Here is a 25,107-nt window from a genome sequence, read left to right as displayed (position 1 = left end):
GCCGCGGCAGCGACGAACCGGCCTGCGCATACCGAACGACCGCAAACCCGAGCAGCGATCCAGAAGCTCGCCGCGGCAGCGACGGACCGGCCTGCGCATACCGAACGACCGGAGACCCGAGCGGCGGTTCAGAAACCGCCGCCGAAGTCCCCTCCCCCTCCCCCGTCCCCGCCTCCGAAGCCCCCGCCGTCGAAGCCGCCGCCGAAGTCCCCGGGGTCGAAGTCCGCCCCGGACACGTCCCCGCCGTCGTAGCCGCCGGTGCCGAAGTCGCCGTAGCCGGTGCCGTAGTCGGACGCGTAGGACGGGGTGGCCATCATGCTGCCCAGGACGGTGCCGACGAGGAGGCCGGGGAGCAGACCGCCGCCGAAGTAGCCGCCCGCCCAGGGGCCGTAGGCCGGGCCCGCGTCCCAGTAGGGGCGGCGGCCGTAGTCCGTGTCGACCTCGCGGATCATCGGGTCGTGGCCGTCGGCGAGGCGCGCTTGGTCGGCCGCGCAGACCGGGACCGAGCGGGGTGCGCCGCCGGCCGGGGTCCAGGTGGCGTCCGCGACCGAGGGGCCGTGGCGCGGGTCGAAGAAGCAGGGGGCGCGGCGTTCGGGCAGCGGGCGGCCCTCGCGGCGGGCGGCGAGTAGCGCGAGCGAGAAGCGGCCGTCCTCCAGGGCCTGGGTGACGGCGCGGACGTCCTCGGGTTTGGTGGCCGCCGCCATGTACGACTTGGCCTGTTCGTAGGCGTCGAGGGCGCGCTCGTAGTCGGCGCGCATCGCGTCGTCGGCGGCCGGTTCCGCCGGGTGGAAGTCGAGGCGGTCCAGTTCCTCGCCGAACGCGGTGATGTCCTCGTCGACCACCACCCGCAGCTTGTCCAGCGCGGCCCGCTGCTCCTCCGCACGGCGGCGACGGCTGCGCCGGACCAGTGTGTACGCCCCGGCGCCACCGGCCACCAGGACACCGGCCGCGACGATCAGCGCCGTGCCGGAGACTCCCCCGCCTCCCGAGGACGAGCCCCAGGACGCGGGCGCCGAGCCACCCATGTTGGCGAGGGCGCGGTCGGTGAAGTCGTCGAGCTGGGTCTTCGCGTCCTCGCCCTGGACGCTGGCGACCAGGTTCTTCACGGCGTTGTTCGACAGCACCGAGGAGTCGGCTCGGGCGTCGAAACGGTCGCCGAGGCGGATCGCGTAGAGGCCGGTGACGCCGGTCGCGGTGCGGAGGTTCGTGAAGAGATTCGCCGTCGGGTAGTCGGCGGGCAGGACCGCGACGAACACCGGCTTGTCGGCCTTCTTGATCCGCTGCGCGAGGGCGTCGGCGTCGGCGGACGACAGGGAGGACGTCCCCGGGTCGACGTAGACGGGCCCCTTGCGCAGGGCCTGGCCGATCGCCGAGACGCCGGTGTCCGCGGCGGCCGGGGACGCCATGGTCAGGGTGGCGAGCAGCAGGGCCAGCAGCAGCCCGGGGAGGCTTCGGGTCCGGATCACGGCCTTCATGATTCGACGCTACCCGAAGCCTCCCGAGCTGGTCATTCGTGGCGGATGACTAGGCCGCCTTGTAGGCCTCCTCCAGCTTCTTCACGGCCGCCGCGTACTTTCCGGTCAGCAGCAGATGATCCGCGTCGGCGAACGGCTTCGAGACCGCCGCCGTGATGTTCTGGCCCACCTTCTGCTGGACGATCAGCCGCGCCTCGGTGACGAGCGCCTTGCCCGTCGCCGCCGACCGGGTCTTCCCCGCGGCGGCCTCCAGCGCCTTCAGGGTGGACGAGCCGCCCGTCGGCGTCTTCTTCACGGTCGTCAGGCCCCAGCCGTACGGGAACTGCGGATCGTACGTCGTGTCGCCGACGTTGATCGGCAGTTGGGCCTCCGACTTCGGCCAGGTGACCGGGAGTTGACCGGTGAAGGAGCGCTTGCCGTAGAGGACGTCGGCCACTCCGTCGCCCTCCGTGCCGGGCAGCCAGGAGGCGACCAGGGCGTCGATCTTGGGGAGTTGGTCGCCGATGAGCTGCGGGCGCCCGGAGACGATCAGCACCGCGCACTTCATCGCCGCGCACACCTTGTCCACGGCCGCCTGGTCGGCAGGGGTGAGGGTGAGGTCATTGCCGTTGCCGACATCGCCGACGCCCTCGGCGTACGGGGTCTCGCCGACGACGACCACACCGACGTCGTAGCCGGTGGTGGGTGCCGAGGCGTCCTTGGAGTACGTGACGTCTCCGCCCGCGTTCCTCATGCCCTGGAGGATGGTCGTGCCGGTGGTGTTGGTGCCGGACGCGCCCTGCCAGGTGATGGTCCAGCCGCCGGTCTGGTTGCCGAGGTCGTCGGCGTTGGACCCGGCCACGTAGACCTTCTGCGACTTCTTCAGCGGGAGGACACTCCCCGCGTTCTTCAGCAGCACCTGCGACTCGGCCGCCGCCTGCCGTGCCACGGCCCGGTGCGAAGTCGAGCCGATCTTCGACGCGTTGCTCGTGTCGGCGTACGGCTTCTCGAAGAGGCCGAGCTTGAACTTCTGCGTGAGGATGCGCGACACGGCGTCGTCGATCCGCTTCTGGCTGACGTGGCCCGCCTTCACCTCGGCGATCAGCGTCGAGCTGAAGTCCTTGTAGCTGTACGGAACCATCATCATGTCGACGCCCGCGTTGACCGCCGTGTCGACGTGCGAGGCGTAGTCGCCGGGGAGTTGGTCGATGGCGTTCCAGTCGCTGATGACGAAGCCGTCGAAGCCCATGCGGTTCTTGAGGACACCGTTGATCATGTCGGCGCGGGCGTGCATCTTCACCGGGCCCAGGCCGTCGCCGACGATGTCGAGCGAGGAGTAGGACGGCATGACCGTGCCGATGCCCCGGTCGACGGCCGTCTGGTACGGGGCCAGGTGGATGGCTTCGAGCTGCTGGCGGGTGACGGTGGTGACGCCCTGGTCGATGGTGTACGTGCCCGTCGTGGAGGAGCCGTACGCGGTGCCGCCGTCGCCGACGAAGTGCTTGGCGGTGGCGAGGACCTTGTCGTCGTCCTTCAACTGCTTGCCGTTCGCGGCGCCTTGAAGGCCCTGGATCATGGTCTCCATCGACTGCACGAGCGCCGGGTCCTCGCCGAACGACTCGTAGGAGCGGCCCCAGCGTTCGTCACGGGTGACGCAGAGGCAGGGCGCGAAGTCCCAGGGGACGCCGGTCGCGCGGACCTCGCTGGCCGTCACCGCGCCTGTCTTCTCGGCGAGTTGGGGGTCGCGGGTGGCACCGATGCCGATGTTGTGCGGCATGATCGTGGCGCCGGCCAGGTTGTTGTGGCCGTGCACGGCGTCGACGCCGTAGATCAGCGGGATCTGGAACCGCGTTGCCTGTGCCCGGAGTTGGAACGAGTCGATCATCTGCGCCCAGGCCGCGGCCGTGTTGGGCGTCGGGGTCGAGCCGCCGCCGGAGAGCAGCGAGCCGAGGTCGTAGGTGGCGATGTCACCGCCGGTGCCCACACCGCCGCGCTCGGCCTGGGTCATCTGCCCGGCCTTCTCCTCCAGCGACATGCGCTTCACCAGGTCGGCGACGCGCTTCTTGATCGGCAACTTGCTGTCCAGGTACGGCAGTCCGTGCGCGTCCACGACGACCTGCGGGGTCTCGGTCGGGGCCTTGGCGCCGGTGACCGTGAGCTTCAGCGGGATCGTCTCGGCGTTCTCGGCGGACTTGTCCTTGAGGGTGCGGACCTTGACGGTCTGCGTGGTGCCGGACGCGGTGCCCGCAGGGAAGGTGAGGGTGCCGGAGACCGGGGTGTAGTCCTTGCCGGAGGTGGCGGTGCCGCCGTCGGACGCGTAGGCGACGGTCACCGGGTCGTCGAGCGGGACGGCGCCGGTGGTGGCGACGGTGACCTTGACGGTGGCCGTGCCGCCCTCCTTCACCGGGTAGACGGCGGAGTCGGTGGTGACGTTCGCGCGCAGGGACTGGTCGGCCTTGCCGTACAACTCGACGTCGTCCATGGCGAATTGGCCGTGCACGCCGACCGGGAGGGTGACCGCATAGCCCCACATCCGGTTGAGGCCGAGGACGTGGTCGATGCCTCCGACGGGCTGGTAGTCGGTGCGGTAGACGAAGTCCGTGAAGGGGATCTCGATCTGCTTCCAGCCGGTGAAGTCGTCCGTGAAGGACGTCGTCCAGAGCTCGGAGGCCTCGCCGTTGGTGCCGCCGTCCTTGATCTCGAAGTTGGTCTTCTTGCCGTTGTTCTGGCCGTCCCACCAGAAGCGGATGCCCTGGTGGGCGGACCAGTCGTGGCCGGGCTCGGTCGCGGCGAAGTCGTGGGTGAAGCCGCCGTAGCCGCTGATGTCGTAGGTGCCGGTCAGTACCTTGTCGCCCTCGGGGGCGTCGGGTCTCGCGGTCAGGGCGAGTTGGGGCGGGTCGTCGGTGTCGCCGCCCCAGGTGAAGAGGCCCTCGGCGGGCTGGCTCGCGAAGGGCACCTCGCCCTCGAAGCGGTCGACGGGGGTGGGGGCGGGATCGGCGGCGGCCGCCGCCTGGGACACGGCGGCCGGTGACAGCAGCGCGGCGCACAGGGCGGTGGAAACGAGCAGGGCGGTTCTTGGCATGGACCTTCCCTCGGCTCTGGGGCTCTGGTTCACTCTGGGTTCGCACAGTTCACTCATGACTTAGATCACGCCGTGAGTTAACTAACGGCCCGCAGACCCGTCAAGACATCTCGTCAGGAAGGGCTCACGCATCCATGTCCAGGAGAACCCCCCGCACGGCCCGGCTGCTGCTCGCCGGACTGCTCTCCGTGGCCGGCTTCACCGCGGCCGTACCCCCCGCACACGCGGCCGGTGAACAGGTCACGGCCTGGCTCACCACCACCGACGACGCCGCCGGACGCCATGTCACCCGCGGCCTCCAGGCGCAGGCCCCGTTCGCCTTCTCGTCCGGGACGGGCGGGAGCGGCGAGAACATCACCGTCGACGAGAACACCCGCTACCAGACCTTCACCGGCGGCGGCGCGTCCTTCACGGACACGGCCGCCTGGCTGATGAACAGCAGCGGGGCGCTGTCGACGGCGACCCGGAACGCGACCATGACCAAACTCTTCTCGCCGACCGACGGCATCGGCCTGTCGTTCCTGCGCAATCCGATGGGCGCCTCGGACCTCGCGCGGTACGGCTACTCGTACGATGACGTCGCGGCCGGCCAGACCGACCCCAACCTCACCTCCTTCTCGATCGCCCACGACCTCGCGGACGTCGTCCCGCTCACCAAGCAGGCGCTCTCCCTCAACCCCTCTCTGACTGTCATGGCCTCGCCATGGACGGCACCCGCCTGGATGAAGGACAGCGGCTCGCTCAACGGCGGCTGGCTGAAGTCCGAGGACTACGGCGCCTACGCCAACTACTTCGTCAAGTACCTCCAGGCGTACAAGGACCAGGGCGTTCCGGTGTCGTACGTGACCGTCCAGAACGAGCCGACGTGTTGCTCCGGCTACCCCTCGATGAGCTGGAACGCGTCGGGGCTCGCGTACTTCACCAAGAGCGAGCTGCTGCCGAAGCTCAACGCGTCCGGCCTGACGACGAAGGTGCTCGCGCACGACTGGAACTGGGACGTGTACGACTCGTACGCGGCCTCGACCGTGGACGACGCGGCGGTCCGCTCGAACCCGAACTTCGGCGGCATCGCGTGGCACGGCTACGGCGGTGACGTCACCAAGCAGACCACCGTGCACAACCAGTACCCGACGCTGGACGCCTTCGGCACCGAGCACTCCGGCGGCACCTGGATCGCCAACCAGCAGCGCGAGGACATGAACAACATCATCGACTACACCCGCAACTGGGCGAAGTCGGTGACCAAGTGGTCCCTCGCGGTGGACCAGAACATGGGCCCGCACAACGGGGGTTGCGGCACCTGCACGGGCCTGATCACCGTCCACAACGGCGACGGCGCGAGCGGCACGGTGGACTACACGGTCGAGTACTACACGATGGGCCAGCTCACGAAGTTCGTCCGGCCGGGCGCCCAGCGGATCGCGTCCACGGCGTCCACCAACGTGCCCAACGTGGCGTGGCGCAACCCGGACGGCTCGAAGGCCCTGATCGCCTACAACGACGCGTCGACCGCGAAGACCGTCACCATCAACTGGGGCGGCCAGCACGCGACTTACTCCCTCCCCGGCAAGACGTCCGCCACCTTCACCTGGTCGGGGACACAGTCCGGCAGCGGCAGCCAGACCGGCGCGTTCGTCGGCCTCGCGAGCAAGTGCCTCGACGTGGCCGGGGGTTCGACCACCAACGGCACGGCCGTACAGCTCTACGACTGCAACGGCTCGACCGCGCAGCAGTGGACCGTGGGGACCGACGGCACGGTGCGGGCGCTCGGCAAGTGCCTCGACGTGACGTCGGCTTCGACGGCGGACGGGGCGAAGGTGCAGTTGTACGACTGCAATGGAAGCGGTGCGCAACAGTGGTCGTACAACGCCTCGACCGGTGATGTGGTGAATACGGCGGCCAACAAGTGCCTTGATGTGACCGGCAATTCGTCGGCGAACGGGGCACGGGCGCAGATCTGGACGTGCACGGGGGCCGCGAACCAGAAGTGGCATCTGCAGTAGGGGAGTCATGAAACGTACTCGGGGGGCGGCGGCCGTGCTGGGCACGGTCGCCGGTGCGTTGGTGTTGAGCGGGTGCGCTGCCGTCGATCTGCCGCTGGCCGGGGTGCGGATCGGGACGGACGGGATGCCGTACGCGCTGATCCGGCCGTGTGGGGACGACGACTACCAGTCCCCGTCGCTCGACGGGTGGGCCGGGGGTGCCGAGGAGGGGCCGGTCACCACGGGGTGGGACGTGCGGAAGGAGAAGCTGAGCGGGGACGCCGAGTTCGCGCTGTTCTCGCCGCCGGCCGGCTGGCAGGCCCGGCACCGGGGCGAGCAGCGGCTCCTGCCGAAGCACCACTACGTGCTGCGCTTCGGGCACTACATCACCGGCGACTCGTACAACGGGATCGCCGCGTTCTCCACCGAGAAGATCACCGCGCTGAAACCCGGCCAAGTGTGGGCCGACGACCGGGCGATGAGCCTCGGCGAGTTCGAGAAACTCGCCGAGGACTCCTGCTGATCCGGCGGGGCTACTTCGCGGGTTCTACGCCCGCGCGCAACAGCCCGTAGGTGTACGCGTCCTCCAAGGCCTGCCAGGACGCGGCGATGACGTTCTCCGCGACGCCCACCGTCGACCACTCGCCCGCGCCGTCGGACGTGGAGATCAGGACGCGGGTCGTGGAGGACGTGCCGTGGACGCCTTCCAGGATGCGGACCTTGTAGTCGACGAGGTCGAGCTTGGCGAGCTGGGGGTAGATCTTCTCCAGGGCGACGCGCAGGGCGCGGTCCAAGGCGTTGACCGGGCCGTTGCCCTCGGCGGTCGCGACGATGCGCTCGCCCTTGGCGTAGAGCTTGACCGTGGCCTCGTTGGCGTGGCTGCCGTCGGGGCGGTCCTCGACGATCGCGCGCCAGGACTCGACCTGGAAGTAGCTGCGGGCCTTGCCCTCGACCTCCGCGCGCAGAAGGAGTTCGAAGGACGCGTCGGCCGCCTCGAAGGTGTAGCCCTTGAGCTCACGCTCCTTGACCCGCTCGACGACCCGGCCGACCAGTTCGCGGTCGCCGCCGAGGTCGATGCCGAGTTCCTTGCCCTTGAGCTCGATCGAGGCGCGGCCGGCCATGTCGGACACCAGCATCCGCATGGTGTTGCCGACCTCTTCGGGCTCGATGTGCTGGTACAGCGCCGGGTCGACCTTGATCGCGGAGGCGTGCAGGCCGCCCTTGTGCGCGAAGGCGGAGACGCCGACGTACGGCTGGTGGGTGGCCGGGGTGAGGTTGACGACCTCGGCGATGGCGTGCGAGATGCGGGTCATCTCGCGCAGCGCGCCCTCGGGGAGGACCTTCTTGCCGTACTTCAGCTCCAGGGCCGCGACGACGGGGAAGAGGTTGGAGTTGCCGACGCGCTCGCCGTAGCCGTTGGCCGTGCACTGGACGTGGGTCGCGCCCGCGTCGACGGCGGCGAGGGTGTTGGCGACCGCGCAGCCGGTGTCGTCCTGGGCGTGGATGCCGAGCCGGGCGCCGGTGTCGGCGAGCACGGTCGCGACGATCGCCTGTACCTGGGCGGGGAGCATGCCGCCGTTGGTGTCGCAGAGAACGACGACGGAGGCGCCGGCCTCGGCGGCGGTGCGGACGACGGTCTTCGCGTACTCCGGGTTGGCCCGGTAGCCGTCGAAGAAGTGCTCGCAGTCGACGAAGACCCGGCGGCCCTGGGAGGTCAGATACGACACGGTGTCGCGGACCATCTCCAGGTTCTCGTCCAGCGTGGTGCGCAGCGCCAGCTCGACATGGCGGTCGTGGGACTTCGCGACGAGCGTGATCACCGGGGCACCGGAGTCCAGCAGCGCCTTGACCTGCGGGTCCTCGGAGGCCTTGCCGTTCGCCCGACGGGTGGAGCCGAAGGCGACAAGGGTGGCGTGCTTGAAGTCGATCTCCTGCTGGGCGCGGGCGAAGAACTCGGTGTCCCGCGGGTTGGCCCCCGGCCAGCCGCCCTCGATGAAGCCGACGCCGAAGTCGTCCAGGTGCCGTGCGATGGCCAGCTTGTCCGCGACGGTGAGGTTGATGCCCTCCCGCTGCGCGCCGTCACGCAGGGTCGTGTCGAAGACGTGGAACGAATCGTCGAGTTCGCTGGTTTCCGTCATGGTGTTCGGCTCCTGAGGATCTGGATCTCGGTCTGTACCGGAATGACCGGTTCCACCGTCCCCCAATGATCCCTCGCGCTGCGCTCCCGGCTGAAGGTGGGCCAGAAAAGCGAAAAACCCCTCGCGGGTGCGAGAGGTCTGCGCGCGGGTCGAGGACGACGATGGCCGCCCGTACCTGGTCGTACGAGGCGGTCACTGCGGACCGGCGCGCCTGCTGCCAATAATCGTGGCGAACGAGAGCACGGGGGCAGTCTGGCACAGACCGCGCGCCCTGCTCACGCCTGTCTCAGGATGCGGTCGATCAACTGGAGCGGCTAGTGCACGGCCCGCAGGAAGACGTCCGACACCCCGTTGGTGTCTCCGGCCACCAGGTCGGGTGAGGCCGACTCGAACGCGACGGCCGTGCCCTCGTAGTTGACGGAGGGGTGCTGGGCCGGGAGGTCGTTGCGGCCGCCCCAGCGGTCGGCGCTCACCAACTGGCGCTCCCCGGTGGCGAGTTCGAGCAGGTAGACGGAGCCGCCCGAGGTGTACGCGACCCGTGTGCCGTCCCCGGACAGGGAGGGCTGTGCGGCGTTCCTGACGCGGGTCGTGGTCCCGGTGTCGAGATCGCGGACGTAGACGTCCCGGCCCTGCTTGAAGGCGATCTCGCGGCCGTCCGCGCTGAGGGAGGGCGCCGACGACCTGTCGCCCGCTTTCTCCAGGGCACCGGTGTCCAGGGCACGGACGTAGACCTCGCCGCTCTGCTCGAAGGCGATGTACCGGCCGCCGGAGCTGATGGACGGGTTGGCCGCCGCCTCACCGGTGGGTGCGCTGACCACGTCGGTCGTGCCGCCGTTGAACCTGAAGCGGTAGACCTGGGGCTGGGGCGAGGGATCGGCGGCGGAGGCGGGCAGCGTGGCGGCGTAGGCGATCCACTGGCAGCCGGGGTCGACCGCGGGCTGTCCCATCCAGGTGTAGCGGACGCCCTGGTAGGAGGTCAGGCCCGTCAGTTTGCCGACGGAGCGGTCGCGGACGAAGACCTCCGGGGCGCCGTCGGTCGCGTTGGGCGCCACATAGCCGACCATGCGTCCGGTGGTGCAGGGCGTGCCTTCGGACGAGGGTTTCTGGGTGCCGTCGTCGACCGCGGAGACCCCGCCGGGCGCGTTGACGAACACATCGCCGTCCGACGTGAAGGAGACCACCCGTCCGTCCGCCGCCACCGGGTCGTGGGACGCCGCCGTGAGCTGCTGTCCGTCCCACGTCACACTGATCCGTTCGGTGACGTACGGCATCGGGTCCGGGTCGGTCCCGAGCCGGCCCGAGTAGACGAACGCGTCCGACTCCCCGTTGGTGTCCCCCGGCACCAGGTAGGACGCGTCCGAACTGAACGTCACCGTACGCCCGTCGGCGGTCAGCGTGTCCGGTCCGACCTGGGCGTTCGCCGGGAGGGCGGCCCCTCTCCGCCCGGTCCGCAGATCGCGCACCCGGATGCCGTCCTCGCCCGCGACGACGGCGTACCGGCCGTCCGCGGTGGCCGACATGGGGTTCCCCTCGGCCACCCGCCGGGACTCGCCGGTGCGCAGGTCGTGGATGTACAGGCCGCTTTCGGCGTCGAGGAGGACACGGCGGCCGTCCGCGGTGATACGGACCAGGAAGGCGGCGCCGAGACCCTGGTCCACCTGGGTCCGCTCGCCCGTCGCCCGGTCCTCGACGAAGACGTCGGCCGGGTCCGTCTCGGAGTCGCTGCGGACGCCGTACGCGACGCGCCGGCCGTCGCCGCTCACCGAGGCCCCGTTCTTGCCGCCCTCCTCGGCCGGGGAGATCAACTCGTCGGTGCCGGTGACTGTGTCGCGGACGTACAACAGCCGGTAGTTCTCGGAGCCGTCGCGGTTGCCGATGGTGTACGCGACGTGCGTTCCGTCCGGGCTGATCGATTCCACATGGCCCAACTCGTTGAAGCCGGGCGGGTTTTCGGGCCACAGTTTCACCGAGTTGCCCGTGGCGCGGTCGTACAGGTAGGGCGCCAGGAACCGGGTGCCCGCGGAGAAGGCGACACGGCTCCCGTCCGCGCTCGGCATCGGTGAGCCGTAGAGATAGCCGTCGCCGAGGTCGATCGCCGTCACCGCGCCGGTGGCCAGGTCCTTCAGCCGCAGACACCCGAAGGAGGACGTGCAGCCGAGGCTCGACGCCGCCGAGGTGAACGCGACGGACCGGCCGTCGGCGCTGATCGCTACGCCGTCGGACGGCCCGTCCGCCTGGGTGCCGTCGGCGGCCGTGCTGACCCGCACCGCGCCGGGCGGCAGATGCGGCGCCGCGGTGGCCGGGACGGCGGCGGCACCCAGCGCGAGGAGCAGCGCGGCCCCTAAGGACATGCCGGTGGTGCGTCTGGACATCACCATGGTTTCCCCCGAAACCTAGTCTTCCCCCGGTCCCGCACCGGGGACTCACAGGGATGCAAGCGCACCGGGCGAGCGCGGGTCAATGCGCTCGTCTACGTACAACCCGGGCGTGCCCTCACGCGTCCGCGAGGAGCCTCTCGCCGATGAACTCCCTTACGTGGCCGAGAACTTGTGCCCGGTCCGTGCCCCGCAGGCCGATCGCGACATGGATGGAGAAGCCGTCGAGGAGGGCGCGGAGGCGGGCGGCGAAGCGGTCGGGGTCGACCGGGCGGAACTCGCCGCGCGAGACGCCCTCCGCGATCAGGGCGACGAGGTCGCGGTGCCAGATGCCCTCGATGGCGGCCTGGCGGTCGCGGGCCGTCTCGTCGGCGTTCTGCGAGCGGTTCCAGACCTCCAGCCACAGGGTCCAGTGCGGGTCGCGGTGGCCGTCGGGGACGTACAGGTCGACGTACGCGTCCAGGCGTTCGCGGGCGGAGGCGGCGGAACGGGTCAGGAACCGTCCTCGCTCGGCGCCGAGTCTGCCCTCGCTCCACTCCAGGGTCTGGAGAAGCAGTTCGTCCTTGGAGTGGAAGTAGTAGAGGAGGTGGCCGCTGCTCATGCCGACCTCACGGCCGAGCGCCGCCATGGTGAGCTGCTCCAGACCGCGTTCGGCGATCATGCGCATGGCGGTCGCGAGCACGTCCTCGCGCGGCGGGGCGTTCTTGCGTACACCGGCCATCGCCCGTCCCTCTCTCCCCGGGTCCTCAGACCTTCGGCTGCTGCTGGGTGACGCAGTGGATGCCGCCACCGCCCGCGAAGATCGTACGGGCGTCCACCAGGGTCACCGTCCGCCCGGGGAAGAGGCGGCGGAAGATCCCGGCCGCGATCTCGTCGTTCGGGTCGTCGAAGGCGCAGAGCACGACCCCGCCGTTGCAGAGGTAGTGGTTGATGTAGGAGTAGTCGACCCAGTGGCCCTCGGTCTCCAGGACCGTGGGGGCAGGGACCTCCACGACCTCCAGGCGGCGGCCCTTCGCGTCGGTCTCGGCGCGTAGGAGAGCGAGGTACTCCTGGGAGCGGGCGTGGTCCGGGTGGGCCGGGTCGCGTTGGGTGTGGACCACCACGGTGCCGGGTGCGGCGAAGGCCGCGACGATGTCGACGTGGCCCTGGGTGCCGTAGACGCCGTAGTCGCCGGTGAGGCCGTGCGGGAGCCAGATGGCCTTGGTGGTGCCGAGTCTGGCGTGGATCTCCGCCTCGACCCGCTCGCGCGTCCAACCGGGGTTGCGGGCGGCACCGAGCTGGACAGTCTCGGTGAGCAGGACCGTGCCCTCGCCGTCGACGTGGATCGCGCCGCCCTCGTTGACGAGGTCGCTGCTCAGCACCGGCACCCCGGTCAGGTCCGCGACCTGGCGGGCGATCTTGGAGTCGTGTTCCCAGCGGGCCCAGTCCTGGGCTCCCCAGCCGTTGAACACCCAGTCCACGGCGGCCAGTTCGCGACCGTCGGTGACGAAGGTGGGGCCGATGTCCCGCATCCACGCGTCGTCCAACTCGCGTTCGACCAGCTCGACGTCCGGGCCGAGCAGTTCGCGCGCGGACTCGCCCTGGCCCGGCCCGTGCACCATCGTCACCGGTTCGAAGCGGCGCACGGCACGGGCGACGGACGCCCAAGCGGTACGGGCCTCCGCCAGTTCCCGGTCGTCGGAGAAGGTCGGGTTGGGTCCGGGCCAGGCCATCCAGGTGCGCTCGTGCGGGGCCCATTCGGGGGGCATACGGAAACTCATCAGAAGTCCCAGGTCCTAGAGGAAGTAGAGGCGGTTGAGGGCGACGGACTGGGCCGGTTCGGAGCGCAGGGGTTCGCCGTCGAGGGTGACCAGGCCGGTGCGCTCGTCGACATCGACCGCTCCGGTACGGGAGTTGAGGTGCAGGTCGGCGGGGCCGATGCCGCGCGTTCCGCGAACTGCCACGCGGCGGCGCCGGGTTGGCATCGAGTCGTTGCCCTGGTCGAGGGCGGCCTGGGCGACGAAGGCCACGGAGATGTCGGCCGGTGTCGATCCGTGTGCGCCGAACTGCGGGCCCAGGACGAGGGGTTCGCAGGTGTCGGTGGCCGCGTTGGGGTCGCCGACCACGCCGTAGGCCGGGAAGCCGGACTTGAGGACGAGCTGCGGTTTGGCGCCGAAGTACTCGGGCTGCCAGAGCACGAGGTCGGCCAGCTTGCCGACCTCGATCGACCCCACCTCGTGCGAAAGGCCGTGTGCGATGGCGGGGTTGATGGTCAGCTTGGCGATGTAGCGCAGGACGCGTTCGTTGTCGTGGTCGTCCGGGGCGCCGAGTTCGGCCTTCATCTTGCCGGCCATGGCGAACGTACGGCGGACGGTCTCGCCGGCCCGGCCCATGCCCTGCGCGTCGGACGAGGTGATGCCGATCGCGCCCAGGTCGTGCAGGACGTCCTCGGCGCCCATGGTGCCGGCGCGGATGCGGTCGCGGGCCATCGCGGCGTCGCCGGGCAGGTCGGTCTTCAGGTCGTGGACGGAGACGATCATGCCGTAGTGCTCGGCGACGGCGTCCCGCCCGAAGGGGAGGGTGGGATTGGTGGAGGAGCCGATGACGTTCTCGACTCCGGCCATTTTCAACACGTTCGGCACGTGTCCGCCGCCGCAGCCCTCGATGTGGAAGGCGTGGATGGTGCGGCCCTCCAGCACCCGCAGGGTGTCCTCGACGGACAGGCACTCGTTCAACCCGTCGCTGTGCAGGGCGACTTGGACGTCGTGTTCCTCGGCGACACGGAGGGCGGTGTCCAACGCCCGTGTGTGGGCGCCCATGTCCTCGTGCACCTTGAAGCCGGAGGCGCCCCCTTCGGCGAGAGCCTCGACCAGTGGGGCGTCGTGCGAGGACGAACCCCGGCCGAGGAAGCCGATGTTGACCGGCCAGGCGTCGAAGGCGTTGAACGCGTGCCGCAGCGCCCAGGGCGAGTTGACGCCGACGCCCCACACCGGGCCGAACTCCTGACCGATGATCGTGGTGACCCCGGAGGCGAGCGAGGCCTCCATGATGCGCGGCGACAGCAGGTGGACGTGGGTGTCGACCGCACCGGCGGTGGCGATGAGCCCTTCGCCCGACACGATCGAGGTCCCGGTACCGACGACGACATCGACCCCGTCGAGGGTGTCGGGGTTCCCGGCCCGCCCGATGGAACAGATCCGGCCTTCCCGGATCCCGATGGACACCTTGCGAATCCCCTGCACGGCATCGATCACGACCACATTGCTGACGACCACATCACAGGTCTCCCGCACGGCGGCGGCCTTGAGATGCAGCCCGTCACGAGCGGTCTTGCCGAACCCGGCGAGAAACTCGTCGCCGTACCGCTGCGAGTCGGCCTCGACACGGACGGTCAGACCGGAGTCACCGAGACGGATGCGGTCGCCGGCGCGGGGGCCGTGGGTGGCGGCGTATTCGTACGGGGTGAGCTGACGAGCTTCGGCGGGGTGGCCTCCGGGGCGGCTCATTGGTCGGCCTCCTGGTCACGGGAGTCGAAGACGTCGACATAGCCGCGGGCGGCGGATCGGCGCGGCATCTCTTCGGGGACGGTCAGGCGGCAGTCACCGAGGCGAACACGAGGGCCATGCACGGCGCCGTACTCGTACGAAATGAGTCGGCGTGCTTCAGCGGGGCGGCTCATCGCCTCGGCCTCCCGGGCAGAGGCATCGCCGACACCTACATAGCCGCGGGCGGCGGATCGGCACGGCACCTCTACGGGAACGGTCAGGCGGCAGCCGCCCAGGCGAACACGCGAGCCGTGCACGGCGCCGGGGTCGCATGGACTGAGCCGGCGGGCTTCGGCGGGGCGGCTCATTGGTCGGCCTCCTCGGTGCCTACGTCGCCGACCCCCCGATAGCCGCACGCGGCAGCGCGGCGCAGTGCCTCCTCGCGGGCGCCCGGAGAGTCCAGGGGGCCGTCGACCAAGCCCGCGAAGCCGATCGCGATCCGCGCACCGCCGATCGGGAGCAGGGCGACCTCCGCCGACTCGCCCGGTCCGAACCGGACCGATGAACCGGCGGGCACCGCCAGCCGCATCCCGTAGGCCGCCGCGCGGTCGAAGTCCAGGCGTGGGTTGGCCTCGAAGAAGTGGAAGTGGGAGGTCACGGAGACGGGCACGGTCGCGGTGTTGGTGACTGTGAGTCGGAGGGTCGGCTCGGGCTCGGTGTGCTCGGGACCGGGGAGGAGGGCTCCTGGGGCGTCGCTTCCGAGTCCGCCGCCGAGGGGGGCGGAGACCACCGCCAGGCGTGAGCCGTCGTCGAAGACGGCCTCTACATGCACCTCGGTGACGACATCGGCGACCCCCGGCAGCACGTCCTCGGGGCCGAGCACGGAACGGGCCGCCTCGATCGCCTCCGCGAGCCTGCGCCCGTCCCGGGCGGCCTCGCAGACGGTGTCCGCGATGAGCGCGGTGGCCTCGGGCACGTTGAGCCGGAGGCCGCGCGCCTTGCGGGCGCGGGCCAGCTCGGCGGCCGAGAACAGCAGCAGCCGGTCGCGTTCCGTGGGGGTCAGTCTCATTCCGGATCCCTCCTTTAGAGCGTCACTCTAAATGGTGAAACCCGGTTGTGGAACGGTTTACGTGCCAGCATCTTCCAGCTCACATTGAGTGTCACTCCAAGAATGAGGTGACCTACCATGCCGATAGAACAGCCCGGCCGTGCCGGCACCGGGGCCGCTGCTACAGAAGTCCCACAGCGCTGAACCTCGGCGAGTTGTTCATGTCAGCCCGCCTCCAGCCCGGGAAGGAACTCGCTCGCTCCGAACGCGGGCTTCAGGTCGGTGAACCACGTCGCGCTCTCGTCGTAGGCCGCGAAGAACGGGCGGTCCACGAGGGACGGGTCGCGGGCCTGGATCAGGTGGAGGACGAAGACCTTCTCGCCGGCGATCTCCGCGATGCCGTCGACGCAGACCTTGCCGGGCATGGCCGACATGACCGGGCCGCGGACCGTGCGGGCGAGGCCGGAGACGCGGGCGTAGGCGTCGCGGAAGATGCGGTGGCCTCGGGCCAGCGGGACGCCGAAGTAGCCCTGGGGGCCGGTGTCGCGCTCCACGAACTGGTAGTACGGGACCGCGCCGAGCGTGGTCGTCTCGTCCCACAACTCGGCCCAGGCCTCGGCGTTGTCGTTGATGCCGGCCACCAGGGGACCCTGGCAGCGGATGACGGCGCCCGTGTCCCGCACCCGGCGCATCGCCTCGCGGACGACGGGCGGGCGCAGTTCCTGCGGGTGGGTGAAGTGGGCCATCAGGGCGAGATGGCGCCCGCTCGCCACCACCTTCTCGAAGAGGCGCAGCAGGTCGTCGGCGTCCCGGTCGGTGGTGAAGCGGTAGGGCCAGAAGGCGAGCGACTTGGTGCCGAGGCGGATCGAGCGGACCGTGTCGATCTCCAGGAGCGGGTCGACGTAGCGGCTCAGTACGTCGGTGCTCATGACCAGCGGGTCGCCGCCCGTGATCAGGGCGCTGGTGACCTCGGGGTGGGCGCGGAGGTAGGCGGACGTGGTGGCGATGTCGTCGGTGGCGATGCGGAGTTCGGACTCGCCGACGAACTGGGGCCAGCGGAAGCAGTAGGTGCAGTAGGCGTGGCAGGTCTGGCCCTGGCGCGGGAAGATCAGCAGCGTCTCGGGGTACTTGTGCTGGAGTCCTTCGAGGCGTTCGCCCTCGTGCGTGGGCACGTTGGCGTCGAGCTGGCCCGAGGGGTGCGGGTTGAGCCGCATCCGGATGTCGTGGGCCGCGCGCAACACGTCGGACTTGGGCGCCTGTTGGGAAAGCAGGTCCGCCATCTGCTTGAGGTCGGGCTCGGGCAACATCCCCGCGTGCGGGAACGTGAGCCGGAAGATCGGGTCGTCCGGCACCGCCGACCAGTCGATCAACTCGTCGACCACGTAGGCGTTCGTACGGAAGGGCAGGACCGAGGAGACCGCCCTGAGGGCGAGCCGGGCGTCGGCCGACAGGGACACGCGCTGGAGCAGACCGTCCAGGTCACGGGGCGTGAAGGCGCGGAAACGGGGGTGGTGCGCTGAACTCATATGTGCCGGGGCCCTCTATTCCGTGACCAGGACCGTAGGCGGCCGTAGTTCCACGAAAGCCGCCGCCTGCGCATCGTACTTCTCCGTGAAGTGGTGGATGAGCCGCACGTGCAGCTCGCTGCGGTCGTCCACCACGATGACCTCGTGCGCCTCGCTACGGCTCAGGGCCCCGCTGTGAGCGGAGAGTTGGTCGAGGCGGCGGCGGGCCAGGTAGGTGACGAGGTCGGGGGCCTCGACGTAGAGGCGGTCGTCCACGTAGACGAAGCGGCAGGTGAACTCCCGTCTCCCGTCGGCCGCGTCGACCAGGGTCACCGGCAGATGGGTGAAGCGGTCCATCGGTTTGCCCTGCTGCCACAGCTCGTCGAAGCGCTGCTCGACGAAGGTGCCGAGCGGGGAGCGGACGGCGACCTCCAACTGGACGCCCTCGCCGGAGAGCCGGCCGACCGTGAGGAAGGACACCAGACAGCGCTCGTCCCAGCGATAGAGGGTGACACCGGGGGAGGTCGAGCACAGCCGTACCTCCAGCAGGCTCCGGGAGTGCTCGTTGAGCCGCTGTGCGAACCGGTCGAGGGTGCGCAGGTTGCGCATGATGTCGCGCCGGATGTCGGCGCTCTGCTCGCCGAGTTCACGGCCGCGCAGGATCACGGCGAGGGAGTCGGGGTCCAGGAGCAGGATCTGCACCCGGGCGCCGTGCGCGGTGGCCGAGCGGACCCCGCGGAAGAGGCGCTCGGAGAACTGCGGGCCGAAGAGGTTGGAGAAGGTGTCGAGCACCTTCACGTTGGACGTGGAGCCGTACACCTGCGCGGCGAACCACTCGTAGTCGAGCCGGGTGTGCTCGCGCACCCGCCCCTCCTGGGCCCGGGAGATCAGCGGGCCGATCACGAAGACGGTGATGACCACGCCCACCAGGTCGGTGCCCAGGTTGAGGGCGAGGTTCTCGCCGTAGCTGTCCATCGAGCCGGCCCGCCACAGCAGGAGTCCGGCGACGGCGGCCAGCAGCACGAGCACCGTGAGGCTCTGCGGGCGGCGCGGGGTGCGCAACGCCCGCACCAGCCACCGCAACCGCGCTATCGGCCCATCACTCACCGCGTCCCCTCCCCCGTGCCCCGCGGAATCAGTGGATACCCGCACGGGGAAGGCGATACGCGTCGAACGGACCATCGGCGCTCGGCCGCAGGTCCGGCTCAGCCCAGCGGGTGCATCCAGCCGTGCTTGTCCACGGCGTCGCCGCGCTGGATGTCGAGGAGGGCCGCGCGGAGCTTCAGGGTGACCTCGCCGGGCTCGCCGCCCGACTGGTGCCACTCGGCGCCGGTGCGCTTGACCGTGCCGACCGGGGTGATGACCGCGGCCGTACCGCAGGCGAAGACCTCGGTGAGGGTGCCGTTCTCGGCGTCGCGCTGCCACTGGTCGACGGAGACGCGGCCCTCTTCGGACTCGTAGCCGAGGTCGCCGGCCAGGGTGAGGAGGGAGTCGCGGGTGACGCCCTCCAGGATGGAGCCGGTGAGGGTGGGGGTGATGATCTTGTCGCCGTAGACGAAGTACAGGTTCATGCCGCCGAGTTCCTCGACCCACTTGCGCTCGACCGCGTCGAGGTAGCAGACCTGCGCGCAGCCCTGCTCGGCGGCCTCGGCCTGGGCGAGGAGGGAGGCGGCGTAGTTGCCGCCGGTCTTGGCGTCGCCCATGCCGCCGGGGACGGCGCGGACGTGGTCCTCGGAGACCCAGATGGAGACGGGCTTGACCCCGCCGGGGAAGTACGCGCCGGCCGGGGAGGCGATGACCAGGAAGAGGTACTCGTTGGCGGGCTTCACACCCAGGCCGACCTCGGTCGCGATCATGAACGGGCGCAGGTACAGGGACTCCTCGCCGCCGTGCGCCGGGACCCAGTCGCGGTCCTGGGCGACGAGCACGTCGCACGCCTCGATGAACGTCTCGACCGGCAGCTCCGGCATGCCGAGCCGGCGCGCGGAGGTCTGGAAGCGGCGGGCGTTCTTCTCGGGGCGGAAGGTGGCGACGGAGCCGTCGGCCTGGCGGTAGGCCTTGAGGCCCTCGAAGATCTCCTGCGCGTAGTGCAGGGTCATGTTCGCGGGGTCGAGCGAGAGCGGGCCGTACGGCACGAGCTGACCGTCGTGCCAGCCGCGGCCCTCGGTCCACTTGATCGTCACCATGTGATCGGTGAAGTGGCGGCCGAACCCGGGGTTCGCCAGAATCGCGTCGCGCTCGGCGGCGGAAAGTGGCGAGGCCGAGGGCTTGAGCTCGATCGTGGGCGTCGTCATGAGTGGTTGTCCTTCACCGGTTGTGTGTGACGGGCCGCGCTCACGCCCCTCGACTGCCAGTGGCCAGTGTTAGGACGTCCGAGCATTCCCTCATTCCGCGGCTCCGCGTTCGATTATCGCGCGCGGTGGACCGTGGACGAAAACGGCGTGAATGCGACCCAGGGATGATGGTGGCACCCGGCGGGGACGTAAGAAAAGCCGCCGGGTGCGGTTGCGACCCGGCGGCTTCGAATCACTGCGAGAGATTGCCAGAGATTTCGAGCGGTGCGGCGGGTCAGCCGGCTACTCGTACGGCGAGCGCGTCGCCGATCTCGGTGGTGCTGCGCGCGGGCTTGCCGGTGCGCTCCGCGAGGTCGGCGGAGACGGCCTCCTCGATGCGGACGGCCTCGGCGTCGTAGCCGAGGTGGCGCAGCAGGAGGGCGACGGACAGGACCGTGGCGGTGGGGTCGGCCTTGCCCTGGCCCGCGATGTCCGGCGCGGAGCCGTGCACCGGCTCGAACATCGAGGGGAACTCGCCGGACGGGTTGATGTTCCCGCTCGCGGCGACGCCGATGCCGCCGGAGACGGCCGCGGCGAGGTCGGTGATGATGTCGCCGAAGAGGTTGTCGGTGACGATCACGTCGAAGCGGGCCGGGTCGGTGACGAGGTAGATCGTCGCCGCGTCGACGTGGATGTAGTCGGTGGTGACCTCGGGGAACTCGGCCGCGACCTTGTTGAAGACGTTCGTCCACAGGTGGCCCGCGAAGGTCAGCACGTTGTTCTTGTGGACCAGCGTGAGCTTCTTGCGCGGGCGGGCCTGGGCCCGGGCGAACGCGTCACGGACGACCCGCTCGACACCGAACGCGGTGTTGACGGAGACCTCGGTGGCGACCTCGTGCTCGGTGCCCTTGCGGATGGTGCCGCCGTTACCCGTGTACGGGCCCTCGGTGCCCTCACGGACCACGACGAAGTCGATCTCCGGCTCACCGGCGAGGGGGGTGGCCACACCCGGGAGCAGCTTGCTCGGCCGCAGGTTCACGTGGTGGTCGAAGGCGAAGCGCAGCTTGAGCAGGAAGCCCCGCTCCAGGACACCGGACGGGACGCTCGGGTCACCGATCGCGCCCAGCAGGATCGCGTCGTGCGGCTTCAGCGCGGCCAGGTCGGCGTCGGTGAGGGTCTCACCGGTCGCGTGGTAGCGGCGGGCGCCGAAGTCGAACTCCTTGGTCTCCAGCTTCACGTCCTGCGGAAGGACGGCGGAGAGGACTTTGAGACCTTCGGCCACGACTTCCTGACCGATGCCGTCACCGGGGATCACTGCGAGATCGATGCTGCGAGACATGCCCGCCACCGTACTCCTCGTCCCATGGGATGACATGGGCTGTCCGAGATACGGACAGGCCGAGAGGGCGCGGCGTCGGCCGTTCGACGTACGTTCACCCTTACGCATGGCCCCCGTTGGGCTTAGCTGGGAAATTCATCGACATGGAGACACCCGACGTCGGCATCCCGGAACAGTTGGCGGTCCGGATGAGCATGGCCGAGCAGTACGAGTACCTGCGCACCAAGCTGTCCCGGCGCCGCACGCTGGTGACGGCGGGCGCGGTGGCGGGCGGGCTGCTGACCGGGTGCGCCACCGCCACGGGGACGAACGACACCAAGGGGACCACCTCCTCCCCCGTCCATGGCTCGGCCGTCACGCCCTTCGGCCGTCATCTCGCCTTCGGCGCCGACCCGAAGACCGGGATGCGGATCTCGTGGCAGGTGCCGTTCGCGGTCCGGAAGCCGTACGTCCGCGTCGGGACGAGGCCGGACGACCTGAGCCGCCGGATCACGGCCGAGGTGCGCGCCCTGCACACTCCGGGCCTGACCGGCGTACGCCCGGCCGTCGAGCAGTACTACGTCCACGCGGCCCTGGACGGCCTGCGCCCCGGCACGACGTACTACTACGGCGTCGGCCACGAGGGCTTCGACCCGGCCGCTCCGGCCCACCGCTCGACGATCGGCTCCTTCCGTACGGCGCCGGCGAGCCCGGGGAAGTTCGTGTTCACGGCCTTCGGCGACCAGGGCGTGAGCAACGCGGCCGTCGCCACCGACCGTGTCGTCCTGCGCCAGAACCCCGCCTTCCATCTGCACGCCGGTGACATCTGCTACGCGGACACCAACGGGCAGGGCAAGAAGACGGACGGCTACGACCCGACGTACTGGGACCTGTTCCTCAAGCAGAACGAGGGCGTCGCCCGGTCCGTCCCGTGGATGGTGACGACCGGCAACCACGACATGGAGGCCTGGTACTCCCCCGACGGCTACGGCGGCCAGCTCGCCCGCTGGTCCCTCCCGGACAACGGCTTCGACCCGACGCACGCGCCGGGCGTGTACTCCTTCGTCTACGGCAACGTCGGCGTCGTGGCGCTCGACGCGAACGACGTGTCGTACGAGATCACCGCCAACCTCGGCTACACGGGCGGGAAGCAGACGGCGTGGCTGGACGACAGGCTGCGTGAGCTGCGGGCGGACAAGGGGATCGAGTTCGTCGTGGTCTTCTTCCACCACTGCGCCTACTCGACCTCCACGCACGCCTCGGACGGCGGGGTGCGCGCGGAGTGGCTGCCGCTGTTCGCGAAGCACCAAGTGGACCTGGTGATCAACGGGCACAACCACGTGTACGAGCGGACCGACGCCATCCGGGACGGCTCGGTCGGCCGGGCGGTACCGATCGGCGCGTCCACCGATCCGACGAAGGACGGGATCGTCTACGTCACGGCGGGCGGCGGCGGCCGGGATCTGTACGGCTTCCCGGCGGGCGTCAAGGAGAGCTACGAGGGGCACGTCACGCGGCACGGGACGGTCGACACCGTGCAGTGGGCGAAGGGGCAGCACACCAAGGCGGAGACGGTGGAGTGGTCGCGGGTGCGCTACCGGGGCTTCTCCCTGCTCTCGGTGGAGGCGGAGAGCGGCGGCACGCCCAGGCTCACGGTGTCGGCGCTGGACGAGAACGGCAGGCGCATCGACCACTTCGAGGTGCGGCGCGGTCGGTGAGACCGCGCCGCACCCCGTGCGGGCGCGGCTCCCGGCTTCTCAGTGGTGGTGCTCAGCGGTGTTACCGCGGCTCAGTGGCCGGTCTCGCCGCCGTTGTCGCGGCGGTCGAGGGCGCGCTGGAGGGCGGCGGCGGCGTTCTTGCGCTCGGACTCGCTGGTGCGGGACACGTGGCGGACTCGGCGGCGGACGGTCGTCTCGGCCATGGAGAATCGACTCCTTCGATACATCCTGGAGTGCGGAAAGGGGTTACGAGACGCCGGAGTTGGGCGGGGAGCCACGGACCGCAGGGGTTGCCTGCACGGTGTCCGGCTCACGACCGCCATTCGCTGGGTCGAGCGAGACGTTCGGCTCCTACAAAGCTAGGACAGGACCGCGCATCTGTCTCCACAATTACTCGGACTTCCTACTATCTGAGACGGTGAAACGAGTCACGTACCTCTGACCTGCGGTTTCAGAGAACGTCCCCGTCACGCCAGTCGAAGAGGAGATCGCTGCCGAGGTCGAGGGGCCCGGCGAGCGCGGGGCGGACGTACGTGCTGTCCTCCTCCTCGGGCAGGTGGACGATCCCGTCCGGGCCGAGCGCGGAGATCTTGCCGCCCCACAGCCGCCAGCCGCGCGCGGTGTAGAGGCGGGCCCCGACGTCACTCGCGCCGAGCAGACCGACGTCGTAGGCATGATCGACGATCCGCTCCAGCTCGGCCATGACCCGCCCGCCGTGCCCCCGACGACGGACGTCGGGCCGTACGCCCACCCCCTCCACATACCCGACCCGCAGCCAGCGCCCCCGATACCGCACCCGGCGCATCACGACCGAGCCGTGCGCGAGAAGCCCGGTGTCGTCGCCGAGCAGGGCATGGACCCCACCGAGCCCGTGCTCCCAGTCCTGGTCGGTGAGGTCACCGGCGAAGGCGGCGTCCAGCAGCGCGCGGGCGGCGCGGAGGTCGGCCGGGGTGAGGTCGGCCGTGTGGGCGGTGCGCATACGGATGGTCACGGGGTCAGTATCGGAGACGGGGGCTCAGCGCGTGGCCGTCATCGCCGTGATCACCGCTCGGGACACGAAGAGGAACGTGAGGGGCCGGGCAACTGCCCGGCCCCTCATGCCACTTGACCGCTTGTCAGCCCATGTGCGGATACGTGTAGTCCGTCGGCGCCACCAGGGTCTCCTTGATGGCTCGGGTCAGGGTCCAGCGGGTCAGGTTCTGCGGGGCGCCGGCCTTGTCGTTGGTGCCGGAGGCTCGGCCGCCGCCGAAGGGCTGTTGGCCTACGACCGCGCCGGTGGACTTGTCGTTGATGTAGAAGTTGCCGGCCGCGTAGCGGAGCTTCTCCATCGTGTACGCCGCCGCCGCGCGGTCGCCCGCGATCACCGAGCCCGTCAGGGCGTAGTCGGAGACCGACTCCATCTGGGTCAGCATCTCGTCGTAGTTCTCGTCGTCGTAGACGTGCACGGCGAGGAAGGGGCCGAAGTACTCGGTGGTGAACACCTCGTTGGCCGGGTCGCTGCACTCGACGACGGTCGGGCGGACGAAGTAGCCGACCGAGTCGTCGTACGAACCGCCCGCGACGATCGTGCAGTTGGGGTCCGCCTTCGCGCGGTCGATGGCCGCCTTGTTCTTGGCGAACGCGCGCTCGTCGATGACCGCGCCGATGAAGTTGGCGAGATCGGTGACGTCACCCATCGTCAAGTAGTCGACCTCGGCCGCGAACTCCTCCTTGAAACCGGAGTTCCAGATGGAGGCCGGGATGTAGGCGCGGGAGGTGGCGCTGCACTTCTGGCCCTGGTACTCGAAGGCACCCCGGGTCAGCGCGGTCTTCAACACCGCCTTGTCGGCGCTCGGGTGGGCGACGACGAAGTCCTTGCCGCCGGTCTCGCCGACCAGGCGCGGGTAGGTGCGGTACTTCTCGATGTTGGCACCGACCGTCTTCCACAGGTGCTGGAAGGTCTTGGTGGAACCGGTGAAGTGGATGCCCGCCAGGTCGCGGTGTTCCAAGGCGACCTTCGACACCTCGATGCCGTCGCCGGTGACGAGGTTGATGACACCCTTGGGGAGACCGGCTTCCTCCAGCAACTGCATGAGGAGGACGGCCGCGTGGGTCTGGGTCGGGCTCGGCTTCCAGACGACCACGTTGCCCATGAGTGCCGGGGCCGTCGGCAGATTGCCCGCGATCGCCGTGAAGTTGAACGGCGTGATCGCGTAGACGAAGCCCTCCAGCGGGCGGTGGTCGAGCCGGTTCCAGACGCCCGGGGAGTTCGCCGGGGGCTGCTCGGCGAGCAGGTCGCGGGCGTACTTGACGTTGAAGCGCCAGAAGTCGACCAGTTCGCAGGGACAGTCGATCTCGGCCTGCTGGGCGGTCTTCGACTGGCCGAGCATGGTGGACGCGGCGAGGGTCTCGCGCCACGGGCCGGACAGCAGTTCGGCCGCGCGCAGGATGATCGCGGCGCGGTCGTCGAAAGACATCGCGCGCCAGGCGGGCGCGGCGGCGAGGGCCGCGTCGATCGCGTCCTGGGCGTCGTCCTGGGTGGCGTTGGCGTAGGTGCCGATGCGGGCCTTGTGGTTGTGCGGCTGGACGACGTCGACGCGCTCGCCGCCGCCCATCCGCTTCTCGCCACCGATGGTCATCGGCAGGTCGACCGGGTTCTCGGCCAGCTCCTTGAGCTTGGCCTCCAGACGGGCCCGCTCGGGAGAGCCGGGCGCGTAGCCGTGCACCGGCTCGTTGACGGGGGTGGGGACCTGGGTCACAGCGTCCATGGG

At 70.0% G+C, this 25,107-nt stretch carries 19 protein-coding genes; 3 read left to right on the top strand and 16 right to left on the bottom strand.

The window, feature by feature from the left end; translation table 11 throughout:
• Nucleotides 1-128 precede the first annotated feature (128 nt).
• Both ABZT04_RS15025 and ABZT04_RS15020 read right to left on the bottom strand, forming a co-directional pair.
• Nucleotides 129-1,475: a hypothetical protein gene (locus tag ABZT04_RS15025; protein ID WP_356056633.1), complete on the bottom strand. Its 1,347-nt coding sequence runs from the start codon at nucleotides 1,473-1,475 to the stop codon at nucleotides 129-131.
• Nucleotides 1,476-1,524: 49 nt separating this feature from the next.
• Nucleotides 1,525-4,536, bottom strand: a complete 3,012-nt coding sequence (locus ABZT04_RS15020) for a glycoside hydrolase family 3 N-terminal domain-containing protein (protein ID WP_356056632.1) — start codon at nucleotides 4,534-4,536, stop codon at nucleotides 1,525-1,527.
• 134 nt (nucleotides 4,537-4,670) lie between these two features.
• Between ABZT04_RS15020 and ABZT04_RS15015 the strand changes: the two genes are divergently transcribed.
• A complete protein-coding gene (locus tag ABZT04_RS15015; RefSeq protein ID WP_356056631.1) occupies nucleotides 4,671-6,539 on the top strand; it encodes a ricin-type beta-trefoil lectin domain protein in 1,869 nt (622 codons plus the stop codon).
• A 7-nt stretch (nucleotides 6,540-6,546) separates the two neighbouring features.
• Complete coding sequence (locus ABZT04_RS15010) at nucleotides 6,547-7,041, top strand: hypothetical protein (protein ID WP_356056630.1); 495 nt, start codon at nucleotides 6,547-6,549, stop codon at nucleotides 7,039-7,041.
• A 10-nt stretch (nucleotides 7,042-7,051) separates the two neighbouring features.
• On the opposite strand, the gene cimA is transcribed toward ABZT04_RS15010, so the two are convergent.
• From cimA to ABZT04_RS14955, 11 genes are all read right to left on the bottom strand, one after another.
• Nucleotides 7,052-8,656 carry a citramalate synthase gene (gene cimA, locus ABZT04_RS15005; RefSeq protein WP_356056628.1) on the bottom strand — a complete coding sequence of 535 codons (1,605 nt, stop codon included), beginning with the start codon at nucleotides 8,654-8,656 and terminating at the stop codon, nucleotides 7,052-7,054.
• 314 nt (nucleotides 8,657-8,970) lie between these two features.
• Entirely contained in the window at nucleotides 8,971-11,028 is a 2,058-nt protein-coding gene (locus ABZT04_RS15000) for a hypothetical protein (RefSeq protein ID WP_356056626.1), read from the bottom strand.
• A 121-nt stretch (nucleotides 11,029-11,149) separates the two neighbouring features.
• The gene (locus ABZT04_RS14995; protein WP_356056625.1) at nucleotides 11,150-11,752 is read right to left on the bottom strand and encodes a TetR/AcrR family transcriptional regulator; all 603 of its coding nucleotides are present in this window, start codon (nucleotides 11,750-11,752) and stop codon (nucleotides 11,150-11,152) included.
• A 25-nt stretch (nucleotides 11,753-11,777) separates the two neighbouring features.
• On the bottom strand, nucleotides 11,778-12,791 hold the full coding sequence (locus tag ABZT04_RS14990) for an agmatine deiminase family protein (RefSeq protein WP_356056624.1): 1,014 nt from the start codon (nucleotides 12,789-12,791) through the stop codon (nucleotides 11,778-11,780).
• A 15-nt stretch (nucleotides 12,792-12,806) separates the two neighbouring features.
• A complete protein-coding gene (locus ABZT04_RS14985) occupies nucleotides 12,807-14,516 on the bottom strand; it encodes an urease subunit alpha (RefSeq protein WP_356056623.1) in 1,710 nt (569 codons plus the stop codon).
• Nucleotides 14,513-14,689 carry a hypothetical protein gene (locus ABZT04_RS14980; RefSeq protein ID WP_356056621.1) on the bottom strand — a complete coding sequence of 59 codons (177 nt, stop codon included), beginning with the start codon at nucleotides 14,687-14,689 and terminating at the stop codon, nucleotides 14,513-14,515. Before ABZT04_RS14980 ends, ABZT04_RS14985 begins: the two co-directional genes overlap by 4 nt.
• A gap of 170 nt (nucleotides 14,690-14,859) precedes the next feature.
• On the bottom strand, nucleotides 14,860-15,564 hold the full coding sequence (gene ureA, locus ABZT04_RS14975; RefSeq protein ID WP_356056620.1) for an urease subunit gamma: 705 nt from the start codon (nucleotides 15,562-15,564) through the stop codon (nucleotides 14,860-14,862).
• Between the two features lie 203 nt (nucleotides 15,565-15,767).
• Nucleotides 15,768-17,069 (bottom strand): lysine 2,3-aminomutase, encoded by a 1,302-nt coding sequence (locus ABZT04_RS14970; RefSeq protein WP_356056619.1) that lies wholly within the window; start codon nucleotides 17,067-17,069, stop codon nucleotides 15,768-15,770.
• 15 nt (nucleotides 17,070-17,084) lie between these two features.
• Nucleotides 17,085-18,155: a hypothetical protein gene (locus tag ABZT04_RS14965; protein WP_356056618.1), complete on the bottom strand. Its 1,071-nt coding sequence runs from the start codon at nucleotides 18,153-18,155 to the stop codon at nucleotides 17,085-17,087.
• A 98-nt stretch (nucleotides 18,156-18,253) separates the two neighbouring features.
• The gene (locus ABZT04_RS14960) at nucleotides 18,254-19,342 is read right to left on the bottom strand and encodes a branched-chain amino acid aminotransferase (protein WP_356056617.1); all 1,089 of its coding nucleotides are present in this window, start codon (nucleotides 19,340-19,342) and stop codon (nucleotides 18,254-18,256) included.
• A gap of 274 nt (nucleotides 19,343-19,616) precedes the next feature.
• A complete protein-coding gene (locus ABZT04_RS14955) occupies nucleotides 19,617-20,660 on the bottom strand; it encodes a 3-isopropylmalate dehydrogenase (protein WP_356056615.1) in 1,044 nt (347 codons plus the stop codon).
• 143 nt (nucleotides 20,661-20,803) lie between these two features.
• On the opposite strand from ABZT04_RS14955, the gene ABZT04_RS14950 reads away from it, so the two are divergent.
• The gene (locus tag ABZT04_RS14950) at nucleotides 20,804-22,357 is read left to right on the top strand and encodes a metallophosphoesterase family protein (protein ID WP_356056614.1); all 1,554 of its coding nucleotides are present in this window, start codon (nucleotides 20,804-20,806) and stop codon (nucleotides 22,355-22,357) included.
• A gap of 71 nt (nucleotides 22,358-22,428) precedes the next feature.
• Here the strand turns inward: ABZT04_RS14950 and ABZT04_RS14945 are convergent, their stop codons facing one another.
• From ABZT04_RS14945 to pruA, 3 genes are all read right to left on the bottom strand, one after another.
• Complete coding sequence (locus tag ABZT04_RS14945; RefSeq protein ID WP_089098576.1) at nucleotides 22,429-22,560, bottom strand: hypothetical protein; 132 nt, start codon at nucleotides 22,558-22,560, stop codon at nucleotides 22,429-22,431.
• A gap of 248 nt (nucleotides 22,561-22,808) precedes the next feature.
• The gene (locus ABZT04_RS14940) at nucleotides 22,809-23,348 is read right to left on the bottom strand and encodes a GNAT family N-acetyltransferase (RefSeq protein ID WP_356056613.1); all 540 of its coding nucleotides are present in this window, start codon (nucleotides 23,346-23,348) and stop codon (nucleotides 22,809-22,811) included.
• A 124-nt stretch (nucleotides 23,349-23,472) separates the two neighbouring features.
• Nucleotides 23,473-25,104 carry an L-glutamate gamma-semialdehyde dehydrogenase gene (gene pruA / locus ABZT04_RS14935; protein ID WP_356056612.1) on the bottom strand — a complete coding sequence of 544 codons (1,632 nt, stop codon included), beginning with the start codon at nucleotides 25,102-25,104 and terminating at the stop codon, nucleotides 23,473-23,475.
• Nucleotides 25,105-25,107 lie beyond the last annotated feature (3 nt).

The sequence above is a fragment of the Streptomyces sp. NPDC005492 genome (genome assembly GCF_040605995.1).
Lineage (GTDB): Bacteria > Actinomycetota > Actinomycetes > Streptomycetales > Streptomycetaceae > Streptomyces.
This window is presented reverse-complemented; position numbering and strand designations above follow the sequence as displayed.

What these genes read in the sequence shown, in the direction of transcription:
- ABZT04_RS15025 (WP_356056633.1), bottom strand. Translation starts at nt 1,475, where the DNA reads ATGAAGGCCGTGATCCGGACCCGAAGCCTCCCCGGGCTGCTGCTGGCC.
- ABZT04_RS15020 (WP_356056632.1), bottom strand. Translation starts at nt 4,536, where the DNA reads ATGCCAAGAACCGCCCTGCTCGTTTCCACCGCCCTGTGCGCCGCGCTG.
- ABZT04_RS15015 (WP_356056631.1), top strand. Translation starts at nt 4,671, where the DNA reads ATGTCCAGGAGAACCCCCCGCACGGCCCGGCTGCTGCTCGCCGGACTG.
- ABZT04_RS15010 (WP_356056630.1), top strand. Translation starts at nt 6,547, where the DNA reads ATGAAACGTACTCGGGGGGCGGCGGCCGTGCTGGGCACGGTCGCCGGT.
- cimA (WP_356056628.1), bottom strand. Translation starts at nt 8,656, where the DNA reads ATGACGGAAACCAGCGAACTCGACGATTCGTTCCACGTCTTCGACACG.
- ABZT04_RS15000 (WP_356056626.1), bottom strand. Translation starts at nt 11,028, where the DNA reads ATGTCCAGACGCACCACCGGCATGTCCTTAGGGGCCGCGCTGCTCCTC.
- ABZT04_RS14995 (WP_356056625.1), bottom strand. Translation starts at nt 11,752, where the DNA reads ATGGCCGGTGTACGCAAGAACGCCCCGCCGCGCGAGGACGTGCTCGCG.
- ABZT04_RS14990 (WP_356056624.1), bottom strand. Translation starts at nt 12,791, where the DNA reads ATGAGTTTCCGTATGCCCCCCGAATGGGCCCCGCACGAGCGCACCTGG.
- ABZT04_RS14985 (WP_356056623.1), bottom strand. Translation starts at nt 14,516, where the DNA reads ATGAGCCGCCCCGGAGGCCACCCCGCCGAAGCTCGTCAGCTCACCCCG.
- ABZT04_RS14980 (WP_356056621.1), bottom strand. Translation starts at nt 14,689, where the DNA reads ATGAGCCGCCCCGCTGAAGCACGCCGACTCATTTCGTACGAGTACGGC.
- ureA (WP_356056620.1), bottom strand. Translation starts at nt 15,564, where the DNA reads ATGAGACTGACCCCCACGGAACGCGACCGGCTGCTGCTGTTCTCGGCC.
- ABZT04_RS14970 (WP_356056619.1), bottom strand. Translation starts at nt 17,069, where the DNA reads ATGAGTTCAGCGCACCACCCCCGTTTCCGCGCCTTCACGCCCCGTGAC.
- ABZT04_RS14960 (WP_356056617.1), bottom strand. Translation starts at nt 19,342, where the DNA reads ATGACGACGCCCACGATCGAGCTCAAGCCCTCGGCCTCGCCACTTTCC.
- ABZT04_RS14955 (WP_356056615.1), bottom strand. Translation starts at nt 20,660, where the DNA reads ATGTCTCGCAGCATCGATCTCGCAGTGATCCCCGGTGACGGCATCGGT.
- ABZT04_RS14950 (WP_356056614.1), top strand. Translation starts at nt 20,804, where the DNA reads ATGGAGACACCCGACGTCGGCATCCCGGAACAGTTGGCGGTCCGGATG.
- ABZT04_RS14945 (WP_089098576.1), bottom strand. Translation starts at nt 22,560, where the DNA reads ATGGCCGAGACGACCGTCCGCCGCCGAGTCCGCCACGTGTCCCGCACC.
- pruA (WP_356056612.1), bottom strand. Translation starts at nt 25,104, where the DNA reads ATGGACGCTGTGACCCAGGTCCCCACCCCCGTCAACGAGCCGGTGCAC.